13 protein-coding genes are annotated in these 22,488 nt (G+C 74.3%); 6 read left to right on the plus strand and 7 right to left on the minus strand.

The features are described from left to right. Positions 1-136 precede the first annotated feature (136 nt). A complete protein-coding gene (locus WA788_RS21240; RefSeq protein ID WP_335979668.1) occupies positions 137-877 on the plus strand; it encodes a hypothetical protein in 741 nt (246 codons plus the stop codon). Positions 878-911: 34 nt separating this feature from the next. Here the strand turns inward: WA788_RS21240 and WA788_RS21245 are convergent, their stop codons facing one another. Further along, positions 912-2,573 carry an AMP-binding protein gene (locus WA788_RS21245; protein ID WP_335979670.1) on the minus strand — a complete coding sequence of 554 codons (1,662 nt, stop codon included), beginning with the start codon at positions 2,571-2,573 and terminating at the stop codon, positions 912-914. Next, the gene (locus WA788_RS21250) at positions 2,570-4,252 is read right to left on the minus strand and encodes an AMP-binding protein (protein WP_335979672.1); all 1,683 of its coding nucleotides are present in this window, start codon (positions 4,250-4,252) and stop codon (positions 2,570-2,572) included. Before WA788_RS21250 ends, WA788_RS21245 begins: the two co-directional genes overlap by 4 nt. 86 nt (positions 4,253-4,338) lie before the next feature. Between WA788_RS21250 and WA788_RS21255 the strand changes: the two genes are divergently transcribed. The 4 genes from WA788_RS21255 (at position 4,339) to WA788_RS21270 (ending at position 8,990) form a co-directional block, all read left to right on the plus strand. Continuing rightward, a complete protein-coding gene (locus WA788_RS21255; RefSeq protein WP_335979673.1) occupies positions 4,339-5,220 on the plus strand; it encodes a helix-turn-helix transcriptional regulator in 882 nt (293 codons plus the stop codon). Between the two features lie 112 nt (positions 5,221-5,332). After that, positions 5,333-6,049, plus strand: coding sequence for a LysE family translocator (locus WA788_RS21260; RefSeq protein WP_335979675.1), 717 nt, complete (start codon positions 5,333-5,335; stop codon positions 6,047-6,049). Between the two features lie 262 nt (positions 6,050-6,311). Beyond that, positions 6,312-7,853 (plus strand): MFS transporter, encoded by a 1,542-nt coding sequence (locus tag WA788_RS21265; protein ID WP_335979677.1) that lies wholly within the window; start codon positions 6,312-6,314, stop codon positions 7,851-7,853. A 753-nt stretch (positions 7,854-8,606) separates the two neighbouring features. Beyond that, on the plus strand, positions 8,607-8,990 hold the full coding sequence (locus WA788_RS21270; protein ID WP_335979679.1) for an SAV_915 family protein: 384 nt from the start codon (positions 8,607-8,609) through the stop codon (positions 8,988-8,990). Between the two features lie 55 nt (positions 8,991-9,045). On the opposite strand, the gene WA788_RS21275 is transcribed toward WA788_RS21270, so the two are convergent. The 3 genes from WA788_RS21275 to WA788_RS21285 form a co-directional block, all read right to left on the minus strand. Continuing rightward, positions 9,046-13,179, minus strand: coding sequence for a beta-galactosidase (locus tag WA788_RS21275; protein ID WP_335979680.1), 4,134 nt, complete (start codon positions 13,177-13,179; stop codon positions 9,046-9,048). Between the two features lie 233 nt (positions 13,180-13,412). Next, complete coding sequence (locus tag WA788_RS21280; RefSeq protein WP_335979681.1) at positions 13,413-15,389, minus strand: sigma-70 family RNA polymerase sigma factor; 1,977 nt, start codon at positions 15,387-15,389, stop codon at positions 13,413-13,415. 362 nt (positions 15,390-15,751) lie between these two features. Continuing rightward, positions 15,752-17,515, minus strand: coding sequence for a DUF4132 domain-containing protein (locus tag WA788_RS21285; protein ID WP_335979683.1), 1,764 nt, complete (start codon positions 17,513-17,515; stop codon positions 15,752-15,754). A gap of 161 nt (positions 17,516-17,676) precedes the next feature. On the opposite strand from WA788_RS21285, the gene WA788_RS21290 reads away from it, so the two are divergent. After that, positions 17,677-18,783 (plus strand): winged helix DNA-binding domain-containing protein, encoded by a 1,107-nt coding sequence (locus WA788_RS21290; RefSeq protein ID WP_335979686.1) that lies wholly within the window; start codon positions 17,677-17,679, stop codon positions 18,781-18,783. A 55-nt stretch (positions 18,784-18,838) separates the two neighbouring features. On the opposite strand, the gene WA788_RS21295 is transcribed toward WA788_RS21290, so the two are convergent. Both WA788_RS21295 and pucD read right to left on the minus strand, forming a co-directional pair. Beyond that, positions 18,839-19,963, minus strand: a complete 1,125-nt coding sequence (locus WA788_RS21295) for an XdhC/CoxI family protein (RefSeq protein ID WP_335979688.1) — start codon at positions 19,961-19,963, stop codon at positions 18,839-18,841. A gap of 88 nt (positions 19,964-20,051) precedes the next feature. Continuing rightward, positions 20,052-22,487 (minus strand): xanthine dehydrogenase subunit D, encoded by a 2,436-nt coding sequence (pucD, locus tag WA788_RS21300; protein ID WP_335979690.1) that lies wholly within the window; start codon positions 22,485-22,487, stop codon positions 20,052-20,054. Position 22,488 lies beyond the last annotated feature (1 nt).

A 22,488-nucleotide genomic window follows, 5' to 3' on the forward strand; every position in this document is an offset into this window, starting at 1 on the left:
CCCGGCGTACCGCCGCGCCTACTCCATCCGCTCACTGGTTGCGAAGGAAGGGTCCCAGCGGCGCCGGCTTCCTGCACTATGGGTGCACGACGCCCCGGCCCCCGAACCCGCCGGGGCCGGACAGGAGTTGCGAGCGATGGCTGAGAGCGTGCCGGTGCGCTGCCCCGCCTGCGGGCAGGAGCACGGCTACACCGCCCCGACGTTTCCGTGCGCCTGCGGCAAGCCGCTCGCCCCGCCGGTGCTGGCCGGCGGCGCGCCCGTGCAGGTGGTGCACCGGTCCTGGGACGACTCCTGGGTCCGGCTGCGCTGCCCGGAGTGCGGGCGCTCCGACCAGTGGCCGCAGCCGGAGTTCGACTGCGTGTGCGGGGCGCTGGTACGGCTGCCGGTCGCGGGCTGCGCCGCCGAGCAGGGCGAGGTGCGGGTGCCGGTGCCGCATGAGGCGGCGCCGGAGCCGACCGGGCAGGTGCCGCCGCCGACCACCCGCCGGCCGCCCTTCCGCCCGGTCACCATCCGCACCGCCCGGGACGCGCTGAGCGCCGCCGCCCAGTACCTGAAGTGGCTCGGCTTCGGGAACGTCCGGCTGGCCGGGGACCGCACCGCCAACGGCATCGACCTGCGCGGCGACGACCTGGTGGCCCAGGTGGACCCGGCGACGCTGCCGACACCGCTGCGGGACGTGGAGTGCCTGTGGCTCAACTGCCTGCACGAGGACGCCACCGGCGCGTTCTTCTCGCTGGCCGGATACGCCCACGACGCGCGGCTGCGGGCCGACCAGCTCGGGGTGCCGCTGTTCGTGCTGGACCTGACCGGCACGCCCCAGCCGGTCAACGACGCCGCCGACCAGCTCACCCGCTCCGGTCCGCACCGGCCCGTGTGACGGCGGCCCGGGCCGGCGCGGCGCGGCTGAGGTATCACTGGTGCGCCGCCGGGGGCGCGGTGAACTCCTCGCGCAGCTGCACCTTGCGCACCTTGCCGCTGACCGTCATCGGGAACGCGTCGAGCACCCGCAGGTGGCGCGGCACCTTGTAGTGCGCGAGCCGCCCGGCGCAGAAGCCGGCGATCTCGTCGAGGGTGGGCGGGTCGGCCGGGTCGCGCGGTATCACGCAGGCGAGGACCTCCTCGCCGTAGCGCGCGTCGGGTACGCCGACCACCTGCACGTCGGAGACCTTCGGGTGGGTGTAGAGGAACTCCTCGACCTCGCGCGGGTAGACGTTCTCGCCGCCGCGGATGATCACGTCCTTGATCCGGCCCACGACGGCGACGTAGCCGTCCTCCCGCATCACCGCGAGGTCGCCGGTGTGCATCCAGCGCCCCTCGTCCACGGCTTCGGCGGTGCGTTGCGGCTCGTCCCAGTACCCGAGCATCACCGAGTAGCCCCGGGTGCACAGCTCACCCGGGGTGCCGCGGGGAAGGGTGATGCCCGAGGAAGGGTCCACGACCTTCACCTCCAGGTGCGGCAGTACCCGGCCGACCGTCTCGGTGCGGTGTTCCAGGTCGTCGTCCCGGCGGGTCTGGGTGGACACCGGCGAGGTCTCGGTCATGCCGTAGCAGATCGACACCTCGGCCATGTGCATCTCCGACATCACCCGCTTCATCACCTCGGTCGGGCACGGCGAGCCGGCCATGATCCCGGTGCGCAGCGAACTGAGGTCGTAGGAGGCGAAGTCGGGCAGGCCCAGCTCGGCGATGAACATCGTGGGTACCCCGTAGAGCGAGGTGCAGCGCTCCTGTTCGACCGCGCGCAGCGTCGCGGCCGGGTCGAAGACCGGGGCGGGGATCACGATGCACGCCGCGTGCGAGGTGATGCCGAGGTTGCCCATCACCATGCCGAAGCAGTGGTAGAAGGGCACCGGCAGGCAGACCCGGTCCTGTTCGGTGTAGCCGACCGTGCCGCCCACGAAGTAGCCGTTGTTGAGGATGTTGTGGTGGGAGAGGGTGGCGCCCTTGGGGAAGCCGGTGGTGCCGGAGGTGTACTGGATGTTGACCGGCTCGTCGCAGCTGAGCGACGCCTCCCGCACGGCGAGGAAGTCGGCGGGCAGGTGGGCGCCGGCGGCCATCAGCTCCGCCCACTCCGGGTCGCCGATGTGCACCACCTCGCGCAACCGCGGGCAGTCGCCGCGGACTTCGGCGGCCATCGCCCGGTAGTCGCTGGTGCGGTACTCGGTGGAGGCGATCAGCACCTCGACGCCGGACTGCCCCAGCACGAACGCCAACTCGTGCAGCCGGTAGGAGGGGTTGATGTTCACCATGATCGCGCCGAGCCGGGCGGTGGCGTACTGCACCAGCACCCACTCCGGGCAGTTGACCGCCCAGATGCCGACCCGGTCGCCCTTGTCCACGCCGTGTGCGGCCAGGCCCCGGGCCAGCGCGTCCACGTCGCGGCCGAACTCGCGGTAGGTCCAGCGCCGGCCGCCGGCGACGTCCACCAGCGCGTCGCGGTCGGGGTGCGCGGCCAGCGCCCGGTCGAGGTTGCGCCCTATCGTGTCGCCGAGCAGCGGTGTGCCGCCGGTGCCGTGGGCGTACGACGGCTGGGCGGGCGTGGTGTCGGCGACGGGCGTGTCGGTGTCGCTCACCGGTGGTCCTCCTCGCGGTATTCGCGGCTGCCGTCGCGTGCGGTCGCCTCGCGCAGCTCGATCCGGCGGATCTTGCCCGAGACGGTCTTGGGCAGGTCGGCGAACTCCAGCCGCCGCACCCGTTTGTAGGGGGCGAGCACCGCGCGGGAGTGCGCGAAGATCGCCTTGGCGGTCTCGCCGTCCGCCGCCCAGCCGGCCGCGAGCACCACGTACGCCTTGGGCACCGACAGCCGCAGGTCGTCGGGGGCGGGCACCACCGCGGCCTCGGCGACGGCCTCGTGCTCCAGCAGCGCGCTCTCCAGCTCGAACGGCGAGATCTTGTAGTCCGAGGACTTGAAGACGTCGTCGCTTCGGCCCACGTACGTGATGTAGCCGTCCGCGTCGCGGTGGCCGATGTCGCCGGTGTGGTAGTAGCCGCCGGCCATCGCCTCGGCGGTGCGCTCCTCGTCGCCCGCGTAGCCGGTCATCAGGCCGACCGGGCGGGTGGACAGGTCGAGGCAGATCTCGCCGTCGTCGCCGGGCTCGCCGGTCTGCGGGTCGACCAGGGCCACCGCGTACCCGGGGGTGGGCCGGCCCATCGAGCCGGCCTTCACCAGTTGCCCGGGCGGGTTGGCGACCTGCACGGCGGTCTCGGTCTGCCCGAAGCCGTCCCGGATCACCACGCCCCACAGCCGGCGGACGTGTTCGATCACCTCGGGGTTGAGCGGTTCGCCGGCCGCGACGGCCTCCCGCGGCGGGTTCGCCAGCGCCCGCAGGTCGGCCTGGATGAGCATCCGCCACACCGTGGGCGGCGCGCAGAAGCTGGTCACCTCGGCCCGGTCCATCTCGGCCATCAGCCGGGCCGCGTCGAACCGGGTGTAGTTGTGCACGAAGACCGTCGCCTCGGCGTTCCACGGCGCGAACAGGCTGGACCAGGCGTGCTTGGCCCAGCCCGGCGAGGAGATGTTCAGGTGCACGTCGCCCGGGCGCAGCCCGATCCAGTACATGGTGGACAGGTGCCCGACCGGGTACGACAGGTGGGTGTGCTGGACGAGCTTGGGCCGGGCGGTGGTGCCGGAGGTGAAGTACAGCATCAGCGGGTCGTCGCCGCGGGTCGGCCCGTCGGGCAGGAAGAGCGGGTCGGCGCGGTAGCCGTCCTCGAAGGCGTGCCAGCCCTCGGGGGCGCCGCCGACCGCGATCCGCGTGTAGTCGCCGGGCACGTCGGCGAACTTGCCGGTGTCGGCGGCGCGGACCACCGCGTGCCGGGCCCGGCCGCGGTCGATCCGGTCGCGCAGGTCGGCGGGGCCGAGCAGCGGGGTGGCCGGGATGGCGACCGCCCGCAGCTTCATCAGCGCCAGCGCGGTCTCCCACTGCTCGGTCTGGTTGCCGAGCATGACCAGCACCCGGTCGCCGGCGCGTACGCCGCGTTCGCGCAGCCAGTTCGCCACCCGGTCGGTCCGGGCGGACATCTCGCGGAACGTGGTGCGCGCCTGGCTGCCGTCCTCCTCGACGATCCACAGCGCGGGGCGGTCGGCGCGCGCGGGATCGGCGGCGATCTCGTCGAACCAGTCCAGCGCCCAGTTGAAGCGGTCCGGCCGCGGTGGGGTGTAGCCGTCGTACGCGGCCCGGTAGTCCGTGCGGTGCCGCAGCAGGAAGTCCCGGGCCTCCCGGAAGGTTCCGGTCGCGTCCGATGCCGCCATGTGTCCTCCTCGTCGACGGACCCCTGAGTAGCATCGTCGGGTAGTGACGTGGGTCTCACTACCCCCGTAAGGGGGTGAGGGGGTGAATGCGGGTGAACGGACGCGGCGAGTCGGTCGAGGTGCGTGCTGCGCTGCTGCGGATGCGCAGGTCGGGGCTGCTTCCGGTGTCGTTCGGCGGGCTGGTGCCGGGCGGCGGCGGGCTGCCGGCCGGGTACGGGGCGCGGCAGTTCCGGATCAGCGAGCTGGCGGGCACGGCCACCGAGTCGCTGCGCGGCCTCGCGATCACCACCGGCAACGGCCTGGGCGGCAAGACGCTGGCGATGGGCCGCCCGTACGCGGTCACCGAGTACCGCGAGTCGCGGGTGATCAGCCACGAGTACGACGCGGCGGTGGCCAGTGAGGGCCTGCGGTCGGTGCTCGCGGTGCCGATCGTGGTGCAGCGGCGGGTGCGCGGGGTGCTCTACGGGGCGCTGCGGCAGCCGTTCGCGCTGGGCGACCGGCCGCTGAACGTGGCGGTGGACGCGGCGCGGGAGCTGGAACAGGCGCTGGTGATAAGGGACGAGGCGCAGCGGCTGCTCTCCCTCGCGCAGGCGCCGGTGTCCGCGGACCCGCGGGCGTGGGAGGAAGTGCGGGAGGCGCACGCGGAGTTGCGGGCGCTGGCGGGGAAGGTGCCGGACCCGCGCCTGCGGGACGAGCTGCTGGGCGCGTGCACCCGGCTCGCGGCGGCCGGCGCGGCGCCGCCGGCCGCGCGGACCGGGCCGGCGCCCGGCGCCCCCCGGTTGACCCCGCGCGAACTCGACGTCCTCAGTGCGATCTCCTCCGGCGCGACGAACGCGGCGGCTGCCGCCCGGTTGCGGCTGCGGCCGGAGACCGTCAAGAGCTATCTGCGCTCCGCGATGCGCAAACTGGGCGCGCACACCCGCCTGGAAGCGGTGGTCGCCGCGCGGCGCGCGGGCCTCCTGCCGTAAGGGCGGCGCGTACTTCCCCCGCGGCGGGGGAAGCGGGCGGCCGCGACCCCGAAAACCCACCGGACGCGGCGCCGCGGACGGCCTACGCTCACGCGGAAGGCCCCTGCCCTGAATGGAGTTCGCCGTGTCCGTCGACCGTCTGCTCGGCTTCGCCGGGATATCCCTGGTGCTGGTGCTGATCCCCGGCCCCAGCGTGCTGTTCGTCCTCGGCCGGGCGCTGGCGCACGGCCGCCGCACCGCGCTCGGCAGCGTCGTGGGCAACGCGATCGGCGCGTACCTGCTGGCGGCGGCCGTGTCGCTGGGCCTGGGCGAGGTGATGGCGACCTCGGCGGCGGTCTTCACGGGCGTGAAGCTGGTGGGCGCGGTCTACCTGGTCTTCCTGGGCGTCAAGGCGTGGCGCCACCGCGCGGACCTGGCGACGGCGACGGCCGTCCCGCAGGCGGGCGCGGAGCCGGACCCGGGCGCGGCTGCCGGTGTGCAGGCCGGTGCGGCGAAGGCGCCGGGGCGGGCCCGCAGTGACGCGCGCACCCTGTGGGAGGGCTTCGTCGTGGGGGTGACGAACCCGAAGACCTGCATCTTCTTCGCCGCTGTGCTCCCGCAGTTCGTGAACCGGGAGGCGGGCGGCGTGCACGAGCAGATGCTGCTGCTCGGGCTGGTCTTCACCGTGCTCGCCCTGGTCTGCGACAGCGCGTGGGCGCTGACCGCGTCGGCGGCCCGCACCTGGTTCGCCCGCTCGCCGCGCCGCATGGCGGCCATCGGCGGCACCGGGGGCCTGGCGATGATCGGGCTGGGCGTGGCGGTCGCGGCGACCGGCCGCGCGGACTCCTGAGCCGTACGCCGCAGAGCCGCGCCCAGGGCCCGGTGGCGAGCCCGGGGCCCGGCGGAACACACAGCGCGCTGACAGTCAGACGCCGCGGCTCCGGGCCGGGGTTGAGCCGGGAAGCTGTGAGCAGTCGCACACCCCGGCAGGCAGCGAAACGTTTGCGTTTCGATATTTCGCGTCGTACGGTCGATCGAGTACGTCAGAGTACGAAACCGTTTCGTTCCTCCTCGCGGTTCGCCGCCCGTCCCTCTTCCAGGAGTCACTTGCCATGTCGACTCATTCCCCGGCCGACCTGAACGTCGGCGACCCGGCACCGGGCAGCCCGGTCGCCCTGGACAAGCCGACTCCAGGGGCACCCTCGTCACACCGCTGGTGGGTCCTCGCGGTGATCGCGATCGCGCAGCTCATGGTGGTGCTCGACGCGACCGTCGTCAACATCGCGCTGCCCTCCGCGCAGGAGGCGCTCCACTTCAGCGACGGCAACCGCCAGTGGATCGTCACCGCCTACTCGCTGTCCTTCGGCAGCCTGCTGCTGCTCGGCGGCCGGCTCGCGGACCTGATCGGCCGGAAGATCGTCTTCCTCACCGGTGTCGTCGGCTTCGCCGCCGCCTCCGCACTGGCCGGCGCCGCCCCGAACTTCGCGGTGCTGGTCAGCGGCCGCGCCCTCCAGGGCCTGTTCGGCGCCCTGCTCGCCCCGGCCGCCCTGGCCCTGCTGAACACCACGTTCACCGACGCCAAGGAGCGCGCCAAGGCGTTCGGCATCTACGGCGCCATCGCCGGCGCGGGCGGCGGCATCGGCCTGCTGCTCGGCGGTGTGCTCACCGAGCACCTCAGCTGGCGCTGGACGCTCTACGTCAACCTGATCTTCGCCGTCGTCGCCTTCTTCGGCGGCATGGCGCTGCTCCGCAAGGGCGCCCCGGCGATCCGCCCGCGGCTGGACGTGCCCGGCACCGTCCTGGTCACCACCGGCCTGTTCAGCGTCGTCTACGGCTTCTCCAACGCCGACAGCCACGACTGGGGCTCCCCGCTGACCTGGGGCTTCCTCGCCCTGGGCGTGGTGCTGCTGGCCGCCTTCAGCTGGTCGCAGACCCGCGCCGCGCACCCGCTGCTGCCGCTGCGCGTGGTGCTCGACCGCAACCGCGGCGCGTCGTTCGCCATCCTCGGTATCGCCGGTATCGGGATGTTCGGCGTCTTCCTCTTCCTGACCTACTACCTCCAGCTGTCGCTGCACTACACCCCGGTGAAGACCGGTCTGGGCTTCCTGCCGATGATCGGCTCGCTGATGGTCGCCGCCCAGCTCGCGACGAACACGCTGCTGCCGAAGTTCGGCCCGCGGCCGATCGTGCCGGTGGGCATGGCCCTGGGCGCGGTCGGCATGGCCTGGCTCACCCAGCTCGACCTGAGCAGCACCTACGCGGCGAACGTCCTGCCGCCGCTGATCGTGATCGGCTTCGGTATCGGCCTGGCGATGCCGACCGTGATGAGCGTGGCCACCTCCGGAGTGCGCGCCGACGACGCCGGTGTCGCCTCCGCGGCGGTCAACACCATGCAGCAGGTCGGCGGCTCGATCGGCACCGCGCTGCTGAACACGCTGGCCGCCAGCGCCGCGACCGCCTACGTCACGGACCACGCGACCAGCAACCCGCCGAGCAACCTGGTCCTGGCCCACGCCCAGCTGCACAGCTACTCGACGGCCTACTGGTGGTCCGCGGCGTTCTTCGCGGCCGGCACCGTGCTCGCGGCGCTGATGTTCCGCAGCGGCCGCGCGGACCTGTCGACCGAAGGCGACGCCGTGGCCGTGCACATGTAGCCGCGGCACCCCCGACACCCCGGCGCGAACCGAGCGGAAGCAGCCGGGGAAGCCGGGGGGCCGACGACCGGGTCATCGTGGGGACGGGACACCCGGCCGCCGAGCCCCCCGACGCCGACCACCGCCCCGCCCGTGCGGCACCCCCGTGCGCACCGCCGGGGCGGTGGCCTGCTCATACGGCTACGGCCCCGCCCCTGCCTCACGTAGAGGCGGGGCGGGGCCGTATCCATAGGAGCGATCCCGGCGTACGGCGCTGAGCAGGCGCCCGCCACGTCCGGCTCCGGGGGCTGCCACGTACGGGGTGTGACGGCACCACGAGAGCCGGGAGACCGCTCGGCCGCAGGTGCGGGCGGGCCGTGCCCGCACTGCCGCCAGTCCACTTACGAGCGTCCACTCGTAACGCCAGCACCCTAATGAGGTGCCTGCGCCGCCGTCAAATACGTTGCCGGACCGCGGTGTTGCCCCGGCCGATCCGGCGTCCGGCAGCCCGCGGGACGGACGGTCCGGACGCTCCGGCAGTGACGTTGCGCACGTCCGGCCGGTCACCGCCGAGCCGCGCAGTTCACCCGTTCGGACCGCCGCCGCCCACCGGGGCGGCCACGGGCGGCCGACGCCGGCGGGTTCCTGCCTGGTCACCGGCCGTGGGGGCCCCGGACCGTACACCTGTCCGGCTCCACCCTGCCGCCCGTCCGCGCCGCCCGCGCCCGCCGGTCCGGCGGGGACGCGGCGGCCGCGCCGGGTTACCGTGAAGCCATGCACGTGAGCCAGCACCAGCCGTCCGTCGCCGGTGGCGCCGAGGAGTCCGACGGGGCGACCGGCCGAGCGCTCTACGTACCGATCCGGCGCGGTCCGGCCGGCGACGTCGTACGGCTGTGGCGTACGCCCTTCGGCACCCGCACCGCGGTCGCCTTCACCACCGACCGGCGGCTGCGCTCGGTCCTCGGGCCGACCCAGCCCTGGATTCGGCTCTCGGAGTCCGCGCTGCGCCGCCTGGCCGAGCCGCTCGGCGCCCGGCACGTCACGATCGACCCGGTCCTCACCGCGCGGCCTCCGGCCTCCTGGGGCGCGCCCGACCCGACCGGGCCGCGCACGGCGCCGCACTCCGCCCGCGGCACCCGCCCCGTCTCCCCCGCCTGACCCGGCACCCCCGGGCCCGGCCCTGGGCGGGCCGGGCCGAGGGGCCGGGCCCAGATCAGGTGCAGGTCAGGGTCGGCGCCGCCCAGTCGCCGTGGTCGTTGCCGTTCCCGTCGCCGGCGTCGCCCACCACCAGGTCGACCACTTCGGCGCCGGTGACGTCCACGTCGATCGGCACGGCTGCCTGCTTTCCGCGCAGGGTCGGCGTGGTGACCAGGGTCTTCCCGTCGGCGACCACCGAGAAGGTGACCGTGCCCGCCCCGCCCGTCTCGTCGTCGACCCCGACGTCCGCGGTGAGGCGGGTGCAGCGGCCGGCGAGGTAGAGCTGCACGTCGCTGACCGCGTTGGTGCCCAGGCCCTTGGCGGAGGCGACGCCGTCGATGCTGATCGGACGGCCGTCCCTGGCCGCCTGCTCGCCGACGCTGGTGTCGCGCTCCACCGGCCCCCAGCCGTTGGTGGACGACAGGAACACCAGGTCGCTCACGGCGCTCGTCCCGGCCGGCGGGGCCGCCGGGACCGCGGCGACGACCCGCTCGTCGGAACTGGCCGCCTTGCGTCCGCGCTGGACGTAGTGCGTGGTGGCGGTGAGCACCGCGGCGGACGGCAGGGTGCCGTCCGGCGGCCGGACCTGCCAGGTGACGGTCGCCGACCGGCCCGGCGCGAGGCGCGCGGGCGCCCCGGCGCCGACGGCCGTCGCGCTCCACCCGTCGGGCACACCCAGCGAGGCGGTGAGGCCCGTGGCCGCCGGCTGCCCGGCCGGCACGCGCACCGTCGTGGTGGCGGTGAACGCCGTACCGGACTTCACGTCGTCGGGCACGTCGAGCGCGGTGGTGAGGCCGGGGGAGGCCGGCATCGCGTACTTCGCCGGGTCGTAGCCGGGGCTGGTGTTCTGCCGGACCTTCAGCGACGAGGCGTAGCTGCCGTAGTCGGTGAGCGCGACCTTGCCCAGGCCGCCGGTGCTGCCGTCCAGGTTCCACACCGCGATGGCGATGGAGTTGTCGCCGTCGGGGTTCAGGATGCCGTTCGGCACCGGGAACGAGTGCTGCGGGCCGAGGTAGTTGACGTAGTTGCCGACCTGCCAGCCGTTGACGAAGATCGTGGCGCGGTACTTGCGCGACGGGTCGTCGGTGAAGGTCAGCCCGAGCGAGGTGTCCTGGCCCTTGGGCAGGTTCAGCCGGGCGTCGGTGCGGTACCAGGAGACGCCGGGCCGGGTGTCGGTCGCCGGCAGGGTGGTGTTCGACCACGACGCGTCCGGGTAGCCCGGCAGCGACCAGCCGGCCCGCTCGCCGTAGAGGCCGCCGGTCGACAGGGTGCCGCGCACCGGGTCGATCAGGTCCTCCCCGCCCCGCACGCCCTGGAGCCGCCAGGTGACGGGGGTCAGCGGCGCGCCGATGAGGGCGGCGCTGGTCAGGCCGCGCGCGGACTTGTTGCCGTTGGACGAGTTGTAGTCCTCCTCGTGGCCCATGTTCACCGTCAGCACGGACACGACGTTGTCGCCGGTGGGTTTCAGCGCCCCGGCCGGGAAGGTGAAGTCGGCGCTGCCGGTGGTGGAGCTGCCGAGGAAGGTGCCGTTGAGCCAGGCGGAGAACGCCTGCGCCCCGCCGCCGGAGTCGGAGACCAGGTGGATGCCCTTCTCGCCGTCGGCGGTGTGGAACCGGCCGCGGTACCAGGTGTTGCCGGTGTGGAAGCCGTAGTCGTCGGCGTAGAGCACCGGGAGCGAGGTGATACCGGAGGAGCTGGTGGTGGTCGACTTGTCGGCCGTCTGCCAGCTGGAGTCGTCGAAGCCGGGCGCCGACTCCGGGGACTCCTCGGCGTGCTTCCAGTTGGTCAGCGCCGGCAGCTTCACCGGGGCCGCGACGGGGATGGTGCCGCTGCGGCCGGCGGCGCCCGCGGTGGCCGTGGCGCCGCCCAGCGGGCGGCCGTTCCAGGTGACGCGGTCGGCGGAGGTGAAGACCTCGATGTCCTTGTCGTCGCCGTTGTCGCCGGTCAGGGCGACCGTGCGGCCGCCGTCCTGGCTGGTCGCGGTGCGCAGCAGGTGGCTGCCGCGGACCAGGACCGGCCCGGTGGCAGTGTCCTGCCGCCAGAAGGTCTCCGCGGTCGGCTTGTCGCCGACGAGCAGCAGGCTCGGCCGGGAGCCGCCGCCGCTGATGCCGATCCGGATCAGGCCCTGGTGCGTGTAGTTCAGCCGCAGGTCACCGGTGGCGGCGTCCCAGGTCGTGGTGACCTTGCCGCCGGTGCTGGTCACGGTCGGCCGGGAGGTGTAGCGCAGCACCGTCTCGCCGTCGCTGCCGGCGTCGCCGTACAGCACCGAGACGTCCCGGCCGCCGATGGTCGCGGTGGTCATGATCTCGGAGGTGGAGTACTGGAGCCGGGAGTCGCCGAGCTGGTAGTCGGCGACGATGACGTGCGAGTCGCGGCCGTCCAGGGTGATCGCGGTGCCGGGCTGCTGCGGGACCACCGGGTAGGTCGGCACGGCGGTGGCGGCGGTGGGCACGTCGATGGCGTCGATGGAGACGAAGTCGTCGGTGGAGCCCGCGGCGTGGCCGCCGGCCACCACGATCTTCAGCGTGTGCGCGCCGGCGGCCAGTCCCGTCTTCTGGAAGACCACCGCCTGGTTCTCGCTGCCGGAGTCGTCGACGGTCGCGACCTTGGCGCCGTCGAGGTAGACGTCGGCGTAGCCGTGGTTGTCGGTCTTCGACCCGATCCAGCGGACCGCGGTGCCGTCGAAGGGCACGGTGACCGAGTCGCCGGCGGTGCGGGAGAACGTCTCGGTGTTCTTGTAGTCGCCGCCGGTGTAGCTCTGGTTCGCCGCGTGCGACCAGCTGCCGGTGTACTGGAGTGCGGAGTCGGGGTCGTCCCAGGTGTAGCTGGTGTCCGTGACGGGCTTGGCGTTGAAGTCCAGCGCGATGTGCGTGGTGTCGACGGCGGTGGACGTGGAGTCGGCGTGCCGCAGCACATGGAACTGGGTGCCGGTGTCGGGGTTGCGCCGGGCGGTGTCCACGACCGAGGTGTCGTCCGGTGGTGCGGCCTTGATCGGGTCGGTCTTCGTCAGCGGGGCCACGGACTGGGTGAAGTACCCGATGAGCTTGTCCTCGTCGTACTTCGGGTCGAGCTGGCGGGTCTCGCGGATCGCGGCGCCGTAGTCGTAGGAGGTGTAGTTCTCCGGTTCGCCGAGCCAGCCCCAGTTGGTGCCGCCGTAGGTCATGTAGAAGCTCTGGGCGGTGGCGCCGACGGCGATGTTCTGCTTGTAGAACACGTCGGCGAACTTGTCGTCGATGAGCTGGGCGCACTTGTCGTAGCCCGGGCCGCCCCACGGGTCGAAGGCGCCGCCCTGGAACTCCGGGGTGTAGAGGGGCTTTCCGGCCGGGTGGTCGTAGCTGATGTCGGGGACGCCGTTCCACTTCGCCGGGTTGGAGCAGTTGAAGCCCTGCGGGTAGGAGTCGGGGCCGTCCACGTCCAGGGCGCCGGTCCCGGAGTTGAAGGTGCCGTTGTTGTTGCCGGTGAGCGGCACCGTGATGCCGTCGGCGCGGGCCTTGTCCTCCAGGTGCTGCATGTAGGCGCGGGCCGTCGCGGAGCCGTCGTAGTACTCGTTCTCGACCTGGTACGCGATCACCGTGCCGGTGCCGTTGGTGAGCTGGTGCCGGGCGAGGATGCGGTCGATCTGCGTCAGCCACTCGTCGGCGTACTTCAGGAACTGCGGGTCGTCGGTGCGGTTCTTCTCGTCCTTGGTGGTCAGCCAGCCGGGCAGCCCGCCGCCGTCGACCTCGGCGTTGATGTACGGCGCCGGGCGGGCGATCACGTACAGGCCGGCCTGCTGCGCCATGTCGAGCAGCTTGTCGACGTCCCGCACGCCGGTGAAGTCGTACACGCCCGGCGCGGGCGAGTGGTAGCCCCAGTCGAAGTACAGGGAGGTGGCGTTGAACCCGGCGGCCTTCATCTTCTGGAAGATGTCCAGCCACAGGTCGGGGCTGGGCAGCCGGAAGTAGTGGAACTCGCCGGACCACAGGTAGGTGCGGGTGCCGTCGACGAGGAAGGAGTAGCCGTCGAAGGTGACGGTGTGGGGTGTCGCCGCGGCGCCCTTGGCAGCAGCGGGTACGGCGCCGGCGCGGTCGGCGCTCGCGGCGGCGGCCGTGTGCGCGGCTCCCGCCGCCATGGCGGGTGCGGTGGTGCCCGCGGACAGGGCGATCGCCATGGCCGCGGCGAGCCCGGCCCACCAGCGCCCTGTCCTGCGCCGCCCTGATCTGCCGGAACCTGCGTCGCCCGGGTGACTTCGCACTGCGGCCTCCACGCTCTCGGAAGAGTCAACTCCCAACAGAACCAACCGGAGTCGAACAATAAGAGCGGCTTCATGGCCGCACAATAGGCAGCGCACAGGAACCCCTCGGGGCGGGCCGGATGCGCGGAGGGGTCAGCGGCGGGGCGGGGTCAGCGGGCGCGCTGGAACGCCCGGCCCTCGTCGGTGATGACGGGGCCGGTGTGGAACAGGCCGGTGCTGGGGGCGCCGTCCTTGGCCGGCAGGCCGAACCAGGCGTAGCGCTGGAGGTAGGGCAGGCCGTCGAGCATGGTCGTGGCGGCGGTCAGGAAGGCGGCCTGCTGCTGGTCGCTCGGGTAGCGCGCGCTGCCGCCGGAGAAGTCGGTGAGCGCGAACTCGGTGAGCCAGATCGGCTTGTGGTAGCGGTCGTGGACGGCCTGGAGGTAGGACTTCAGCTGGGCGACGGCGTCGGGCGTGGTGAAGTCCCCGCCGTACCAGTGCAGGGTGATGAAGTCGACGCGGTAGCCCTTCTGCCGCGCGCCGGTCATGAAGCGGTCCAGCCAGCCGCCGGCGGTGTCCGCGCCGTAGGCGACCGCCGGGCTGCCGAGCACCTTCCCGGCGGACTCCAGCTTCGGCCACAGCGCCAGGGCCTGGTCGACGGTCATGTTCGACTGGCCTGACATGTCGGGTTCGTTGAAGCCCAGCAGGTAGGGTCCGGCCGCCTTCGCCTGCGCCAGCGCCGTGGAGGTCGCGCTGTCCGCGCCCCAGATCATCGGGACGAAGCCGGGGCCGCTGATCCCGTCGTGGGCGGTGGACCAGGTGTAGTACCAGCTCGCGCCGGACCGGGCGAGCGCGGTGTCGACACCGTCGAAGGTCCACACGCCCACGCCCTTGCGGGTGGACGTGGCGGGCGCGGCGGGCGGCGCCGCGGGGACCGGGGCGCGGGTGGCGGCCTTCGGGGTGGGGGTGCGGGTGGCGGGGGCGGTGGTCGTGGGGGTCGCCTTCGGCGGCGTGGTCGGTGCGGAGGTGGTGGGGGTGCGGGTCGCGGTGGCCCGCGCCGTGGTGGCGGCAGGGGCGGGCGCGGCGTGGGCGGCGGGCGCCGCCGGGTCGGTGGCCAGGTGCACCGCGAGCAGGGCGCCCGCCGCGACGGCCGCGACCGCGGTGACGGCGGCGGCCGGGACGGCGACGGGCCCGTGCAGCAGGCGCGGCCGCAGCCGGTGGGCTCCCCGGTGCGCACCGCTCCGCTGTGGGGGGTGGGGGTGCGGAGCGGTGCGCTGGGTGGGGGGTGTGGGGGGTTCAGGGGTCGCGGGGGTCGATGGGGCCGCGGGTGCTGTTGCGGGCAGCGGCGGCGGGCCGGCGTGCACAGCGGCGAGCGAGACCGGCAGCGGCAGCAGCGGCAGCCCGCTGAGCAGGCGCTCCATCGGCAGCAGCGCGGAGCCGGGCCGCCCGCACACCGGGCAGCGCCGGATGTGCCGGGCGAACCGCTTGCGCCACAGCGGGCTCGGCACGCCGTCCCAGGAGCCGGTCATCTCGCGCAGGTCCGGGCAGGGTTCGGCCGCGCCCAGCGCCCGCACCACGATCCGCGAGGTCTCCAGTTGCTCCTTCATCCGCTGGACCTTCACCGCGGCGTGCTGCCGGGTGAGCCCGAGCGCGTCGGCCAGTTCGGCCCGGCCGATGTCGCCGGTCTCCTCCAGCCACCACAGCGCCAGCAGCGTACGGTCGTCGTGGTCCAGCCAGCGGGTCGCCTCGGCGATCTCCCGGCGCTGGTCGGTCAGGCCCAGCCGCAGGATCGTCACCGACGCGAAGTCCGAGGCGGGGTCGGCCACTAGCTCGGCCGCGTCCAGGTCGGTCCGCTGGTGCCAGGACGCCTTCCTGGCCTGCTCCCGGTCGCGCACCTGCCGCACCGCGATCGCCACCAGCCAGGACCGGAAGGCCGCCGGGTCGCGCAGGTCCGCCAGGCCCCGCACCACCCGCAGCAGCGTCTCCTGCACCACGTCGTCCACGTCGTCGTGGCCGTCCAGCGCCCGGCCGACGATGTTGTAGACCAGCGGCAGGCACTGCGCCACGAGCCGCTCCAGCGCCCGCTCGTCCCCGTCCCGCGCCGCGGACACCATCGCCGGGTCGGGCCCGCTCCGATCGCCTGCACGCATGCGTTCCGCCGTTCTGCTGTTCCGCTGGTCCGGTGTTCCGTCGTTGGAACGGGCTGGGTGCCCGCACCACAGGAGACCGCCGCCGCCCGCCCCCGATAACAAAAACTTTCCCGCGCCTCCGGTGAAAGCCCGCCGCTCCCCCGGTACCTGCGGCGGCACTTGACGTGAAGTCCGCTTGAGGCACGAGGCTGACCCGCATGGCTTCCGCCGGACCGGAGCGGGTGCTGCCCGGACCGTATCGTGCGCGGCCGGCCGACCGAGTGTTCCGGCGGCCGACGCCGGTGTTCGCGCGGCGGCTGGTGGTGACCGACGCGGCGCTGCGGGCCGTACCGCGGTGGGCGTTCGGCGGGAGGGGCGAAGGGTCAGGGGTGCGGGGGGAGTTGGGGGACGGGCTGGAGGAGGGCGCGGCGGGTCGCCGCCCGGGTCCAGGCGGCGGTCTCGGCCGCGTCGGCGCACGCGGGGTCCCAGAGGCGGACGGTGAGGTCGCCGGGGAGTTCGTGGACGCGGCCGCGCAGATCCCGCAGCACCCACCCGGTGGAGCTCTTGCGCCGTACCGGCATGCCGACGACGGGGCCGTTGGGGGTGTCGGCCTGCCAGACCAGCGCGCGGGTGAGCGGTTCGAAGAGCGGGTCGTCGAGGTGGGCGGCGATCCAGCGGGCCGCGGGCCGGCCGGGGTCGGCGTGCCGCAGCTCGGCGAGCAGGCCCAGGTGGGCGGCCATGTCGGCGCGCAGGGCGGCGAGTTGGGTCTGCAAGGCGGTGTGCAGCGCCGGGTCGCCGTGGCGGATCTTCGACGGGGGATGGGCCAGGTGGCGGCCGTGCGGGTTGCGGAACTCCAGCCGCACGTCCCCGTCGGCGCGGACCCGGAAGACCGCGGTGTACGGGCCGGCCGGCACCTGGAGCGTGCGGCGGCCGTCGGCCGGCGGCAGGTGCGCGAGGCGGGCCTTGGCCTCGGTGGCGGCGCGGACCGCCGAGGCGGGCGCGCCCGTCAGCAGGCGGCGGTGCCGGCCGGGCGCCGGGTCGCGGGCCAGCGCGGCGAGTGCGGCCAGGCCCCCGCGCAGGAAGAGCGCGGGGCCCGCGCCGCTCGGCCCGCGGTCCACCGCGAGCAGGGCCTCCCCCAACTCCCGTACGGCCTCCGGGTCGTTGCTGACGCACGCGGCCCAGGCGAGCCCGGCCAGCAGCCACCCGGTGCGCTCGCCGATCAGCCCGCGGTGGAGCGGTGCGGCGTGCTCGCAGTCGGCGGGCTCGCCACGGGCGGCCCGCAGCAACCGCCGTACGGTGCGGTGGGCTTCGGGCGAGTCGTGCAGCAACTCCCCCATGCCGCCGAGCCAGGCGTAGGAGGGCCGCACGCTCGTCACGCGGCCGAGCCGCTCCAGCAGGTCGAGTGCGGGCGGCCGGTAGAGGTCGGTGCCGAGCTCGCAGCGGGCCGCGGCGGCGAAGGGGTCGCCGTGCGGCAGGAGGGCGTCCACGTCGTAGGGCAGGCCGAGCAGGGCCCGCAGCCGGTCCAGGAAGGCGCCTGGCGCGGCCGGGTCGGACACCGGAGCGTCCGGCGCGCGGCCGTCGGCGGGCCGGCGTCCCTCACCCGGGGTCCAGGCCGCGGTGCGGCAGCCCATCCGCACGGTGAGCGCGGTGCGCAGATACGACACGAACGGCGCGCGCGCCTGCTCGGGCAGCTCCTCCAGTGCGGCCAGCGGCAGTTGGAGGGAGCGCTCGCCGTCCGTCCAGGTGCCCGCCGGCCGCGGTCCCTGGAGGGTGCCGGACAACGCGGCGCGGAACAGCTCGTGCACCTGCGCGGGCCGCCACCCGCACTGCGCCGCCGCGAGCGCCTGGCCGACGTACCACTCGGCGTCGGCCGCGCCCAGCCCGCCGCGCTCCTGCTGCAACCGCAGGGCGACACGGCGCCGTTCGTGCGCGGGCAGCCGGGCCACGAGCGCCGCGCAGTGGTCGAAGGGCGGCGCGCCGCCCTTCGACCGGTCCGGCTGCCGCCGGTTCGCCCGCTCGTCCTTCCCGGCCGCCTTGAGCAGGGCGCGCGCCAGCCGGGCCGGCCGCAGCGGGTCCTGCGGCTTGCCGTGCAAGGTCCGCGGGAAGTGCCTTCCTTCGTACGGGAGTTCGCCGCGCCGCCAGATCACCGCTCGCCCTCGCCTTCGTCTCCGCCCGGGTCCTCACCTTCGCCCGGGTCATCGCCCTCGCCCGGGTCTGCGCCTTCCCCTGTGCGCCCCGCTCCCGCATCCCCCGCGCCACACCGCCTCGCGGACCGTTTCCGTCCGCAAGCCCCCGTACCGTGGCGCCCATGGTCACCGAACCGGTCAGCCGGCGCACCCTCAACCGGACCCTCCTGTCCCGCCAACTCCTCCTGGAGCCGGCCGACATGGACCCGGAGGACGTCGTCTCCCACCTGCTGGGCCTCCAGTCGCAGAACGCCTCCTCCGCCTATCCGGGGCTGTGGACCCGCCTGGCCGCCTTCGACTTCGCCGCGCTCGGCCGCCTGCTCACCGAACGCCGCGTCGTACGGCTCGCGTTGATGCGCGACACCGTGCATCTGGTGACGGCTGCGGACGCCCTGCGGTTGCGGCCCTGGCTGCAACCGGCCCTCGACCGCGGGCCGCGCTCCGCCCCCTGGGCCGCCGGACTCACCGGGGTGGACCGGGCCGAGCTGATCGCCGCCGGGCGCTCGGTACTGGCCGAGCAGCCGCTCGGGCCTGGCGAGTTGAAGGAGCTGCTCGGGCCGCGCTTCCCGGCCGCCGACCCCGCCTCGCTCGTCACCGCGCTGCGCTGCTGGGCGCCCCTGGTCCAGGTGCCGCCGCGCGGCGTGTGGGGGGTGCCCGGCGGGCTGCGGTACGCCTTCGCCGACGACTGGCTCGGCGCACCGCTCGACACCGACCCGGACCCGGCCGGGCTGGTGCGCCGCTACCTCGCGGCCTTCGGGCCCGCCGACGCGGCCGACATGCAGAAGTGGTCCGGGCGCACCGGCCTCAAGCAGCTCTTCACCGCACTCGACCTGCGCACCTACCGCACCGAGGACGGCCGGCTGCTGTACGACCTGCCCGACGCCGCGCTCACCGACCCCGACACGCCCGTCCCCGCCCGCTACGTCGCCGACTTCGACAACCTCCTGCTCTCGCACACCGACCGCACCCGCATCCTCGGCGACGTGCCCAAGTCCCGGGTCATCTCCGTCAACGGCCTGGTCAGCGGCACCGTCCTGGTGGACGGCTTCGTCGCCGGCACCTGGCGCTTCACCCGCGACAAGGCCGCCGTCGCGCTCGCCGTCACCCCCTTCGCACCGCTGCGCCCCGCCGACCGCGCCGCCCTGGAGGCCGCGGGCCTGCGCCTGCTCGCCGCCGCCCACGCCGCCACCCCGCCCGACCTGCGCACCGTCCGCTTCACCCCGGCGTAGGACGCGTCCGCGAAGCCCCCGGGACGTCGCGGGCGCACCGCCTGGACGCCGGAAGTCAGGCCACCGCGTGGATGGGGTGGCCTGAGTCACGGAGGGGGCGGCCGGTGGCGCCGTAGCGCAGGGCGACGATCTCGGCGGCGATGGACAGCGCGGTCTCCTCGGGGGTGCGGGCGCCGAGGTCGAGGCCGATCGGGGAGCGCAGCCGGGCGAGGGCGGCTTCGGACAGCCCGGCCGCGCGGAGCCGGTCGAGCCGTTGGAGGTGGGTGCGGCGCGAGCCCATGGCGCCGACGTAGGCGAGCGGCAGGCGCAGCGCCCGCTCCAGCAGGGGCACGTCGAACTTCGCGTCATGGGTCAGGACGCACACCGCGGTGCGCGGGTCGATCCGCCCGGCGGCGGCCTCGGCGTCGAGGTAGCGGTGCGGCCACTCCACGACGACGCGGTCCGCGCCGGGGAAGCGCGGCGCGGTGGCGAACACCGGCCGGGCGTCGCACACGGTCACGTCGTACCCGAGGAACTTCCCGGCCCGCACCAGCGCGGCGGCGAAGTCGATCGCGCCGAAGACGAGCATCCGCGGCGGCGGCACGCTGGACTCGACCAGCAGCGTCAGCGGCCGCCCGCAGCGGCTGCCGTCGCGTCCGACGGCCACGGTGCCGGTGCGCCCGGCCGCGAGCATCGCGTGCGCCTGCCCGGCGGCCGTACGGTCCCGCGGCCCGTCGCCGAGGGTGCCGTCGTACGACCCGTCGGCGCGTACCAGCAGGGCGCGGCCGAGGAGTTCGGCCGGGCCGTCGGCGACCCGGGCGAGCGCCGCGGCCCTTCCGGCGGCGGCGTCGGCCAGCGCGCGGGCGATCTCGGGCCGGGCGCGGGGGTCGATCCGCTGGACGAGGATGTCGATCTCGCCGCCGCAGCTCAGGCCGACGGCGAAGGCGTCCTCGTCGGAGTAGCCGAAGCGCTGCACCACGGTCGCCGGGCCCGCGCCGGACAGCGCGTCGCGGCACAGTTCGTAGACGGCGCCCTCGACGCACCCGCCGGAGACGCTGCCGGCCGCGGCGCCCTCCTCGTCCACGGCGAGCGCGGCGCCGGGCTGCCGCGGGGCGCTGCCGCCGGTGGCGAGCACGGTCGCGACGGCGAACGGCCGCCCGCGCGCGCACCACCGGTGCAGTTCGGTCGCGAGGTCCAGCATGGCGGTCCGCCTCCTTGCTCAACTCGGGTGCACACAGCGGGACTCGGGGGCACGCGACTCCGGGGCCCGCGACTGCGGGCACGCGGGCTCAGGTGCCGGTGAGGTGCTCCGGCCGCACCGGTGTGCGGTTCAGCTCCAGCCCGGTCGCCTGCCGGATGGCGGCCAGCACCGCCGGGGTCGAGGACAGGGTGGGGGCCTCGCCGACGCCCCGCAGCCCGTACGGGGCGTGCTGGTCGGCGAGTTCGAGCACGTCGACGGGGATGGTGGGGGTGTCGAGGATGGTCGGGATCAGGTAGTCGGTGAAGGACGGGTTGCGGACCTTCGCCGTCCTCGGGTCGACCACGATCTCCTCCATGACGGCGATCCCGAGGCCCTGGGTGCTGCCGCCCTGGATCTGGCCGGTCACCGACAGCGGGTTGATCGCCTTGCCGACGTCCTGCGCGCAGGCGAGTTCGACCACCTTGACCAGGCCGAGTTCGGTGTCCACCTCGACCACGGCCCGGTGCGCGGCGAAGCTGTACTGCACGTGCCCGTCGCCCTGCCCGGTGCGCAGGTCGAACGGCTGCGTCGGGCGGTGCCTGAACTCCCGTTCCAGGTCCACCGCTTCGCCCTCCAGCACGTCGGCGATGGCGGCCAGCACCTCGCCCCCGTCGGTCACCACGTGGCCGTCCTCCAGCAGCAACTCCGCGGTGGCCCACGCCGGATGGTGGGTGCCGAACCGGCGCCGGCCGATCTGGAGCACCTGTTCCCGTACCGCCTCGCAGGTGTGCTTGACCGCGCCGCCGGTCATGTACGTCTGCCGGGAGGCGGAGGTGGAGCCGGCCGAGCCGACGCGGGTGTCGGCGGGCTGGATCGTCACCTGGGTGACGCCGAGTTCGGAGCGGGCGATCTGCGCGTGCACGGTGACGCCGCCCTGCCCGACCTCGGCCATCGCGGTGTGCACGGTCGCGACCGCCTCGCCGCCCACCGCCTCGATCCGCACCCGCGCGGTGGAGTAGTCGTCGAACCCCTCGGAGAAGCCGACGTTCTTGATGCCGACCGCGTAGCCGACGCCCCGCACGACGCCCTCGCCGTGCGTGGTGTTGGACAGGCCGCCGGGCAGCGCGCGGATGTCGGCGCCCTCGGTGGTGCGCCACTGCTGCTCGGGCGGCAGCGGCCGCGCCTTGACCCGGCGCAGCAGTTCGGCGACCGGCGCGGGCGAGTCGACGCGCTGCCCGGTCGGCATGAGCGTGCCCTGCCGCATCGCGTTGCGCTGCCGGAACTCCACCGGGTCCAGGCCGAGTTCGCCTGCGACCTTGTCCATCTGGGCCTCGTAGGCGAAGCACGCCTGGACCGCGCCGAAGCCGCGCATGGCGCCGCAGGGCGGGTTGTTGGTGTAGAGCGCGAGCGCCTCGATGTCCACGTCGTCCACCGCGTAGGGGCCGACCGACAGGGAGGCGGCGTTGCCGACGACGGCCGGGGAGGAGGAGGCGTAGGCGCCGCCGTCCAGCACGATCCGGCAGCGGACGTGGGTGAGCTTGCCGTCGCGGGTCGCGCCGTGCTCGTAGCTCAGCCGGGCCGGGTGCCGGTGCACATGGCCGAAGAACGACTCGAACCGGTTGTAGACGATCTTCACCGGGCGGCCGGTGCGCAGCGCCAGCAGGCAGCCGTGGATCTGCATCGACAGGTCCTCACGGCCGCCGAAGGCCCCGCCGACCCCGGAGAGCGTCATGCGGACCTTGCGTTCGGGCAGGCCGAGCACCGGGGCGATCTGCCGCAGGTCGGAGTGGAGCCACTGGGTGGCCACGTACAGGTCGACGCCGCCGTCCTCGGCGGGTACCGCCAGACCCGACTCGGGGCCGAGGAACGCCTGGTCCTGCATGCCGAAGACGTACTCGCCGCGCACCACCACGTCGGCGCGGGCGGCCGCGGCGTCGGCGTCGCCGCGCACGATCGGCTGGCGGTGCACGATGTTGGGGTGCGGCACGTGCCCGCTGTGGTGGTCGTCGCGGTCCTCGTGCACCAGGACCGCGCCGGGCCCGGTGGCGGTCTCCTCGTCGGTGACCAGCGGCAGTTCCTCGTAGTCGACGCGGATCTTCGCGGCGGCCCGGCGGGCGGTCTCGGGGTGGTCGGCGGCCACCAGCGCGACCGGTTCGCCGTGGTGGCGGACCTTGCCGTGCGCGAGGACCGGGGTGTCGCGGATCTCCAGTCCGTAGTGGCGCACCTCGGTGGGCAGGTCGTCGTAGGTGAGGACGGCGTGGACGCCGGGGGTGGCCAGCGCCTCGGCGGTGTCGATGGCGAGGATCTTCGCGTGGGCGACGGTGCTGCGCAGGGTGTGGCCCCAGAGCATGTCCTCGTGCCACAAATCGGAGGCGTACGCGAACTCGCCGGTGACCTTGAGGATGCCGTCGGGGCGCAGCGTGGACGCGCCGACGCCGCCCGCGGTGCCTGCGGCGCCCTGGGTGAGGCTGGTCGGCGCCCGGTCGGGGGTACGGGGCCGGTCGGGGGTGCGGGAGTACGCCGGGGACTGCTGTCGTTCGTCCATC

Origin of the sequence: Streptomyces sp. CA2R106 (genome assembly GCF_037034245.1) — a bacterium.
Lineage (GTDB): Bacteria > Actinomycetota > Actinomycetes > Streptomycetales > Streptomycetaceae > Actinacidiphila.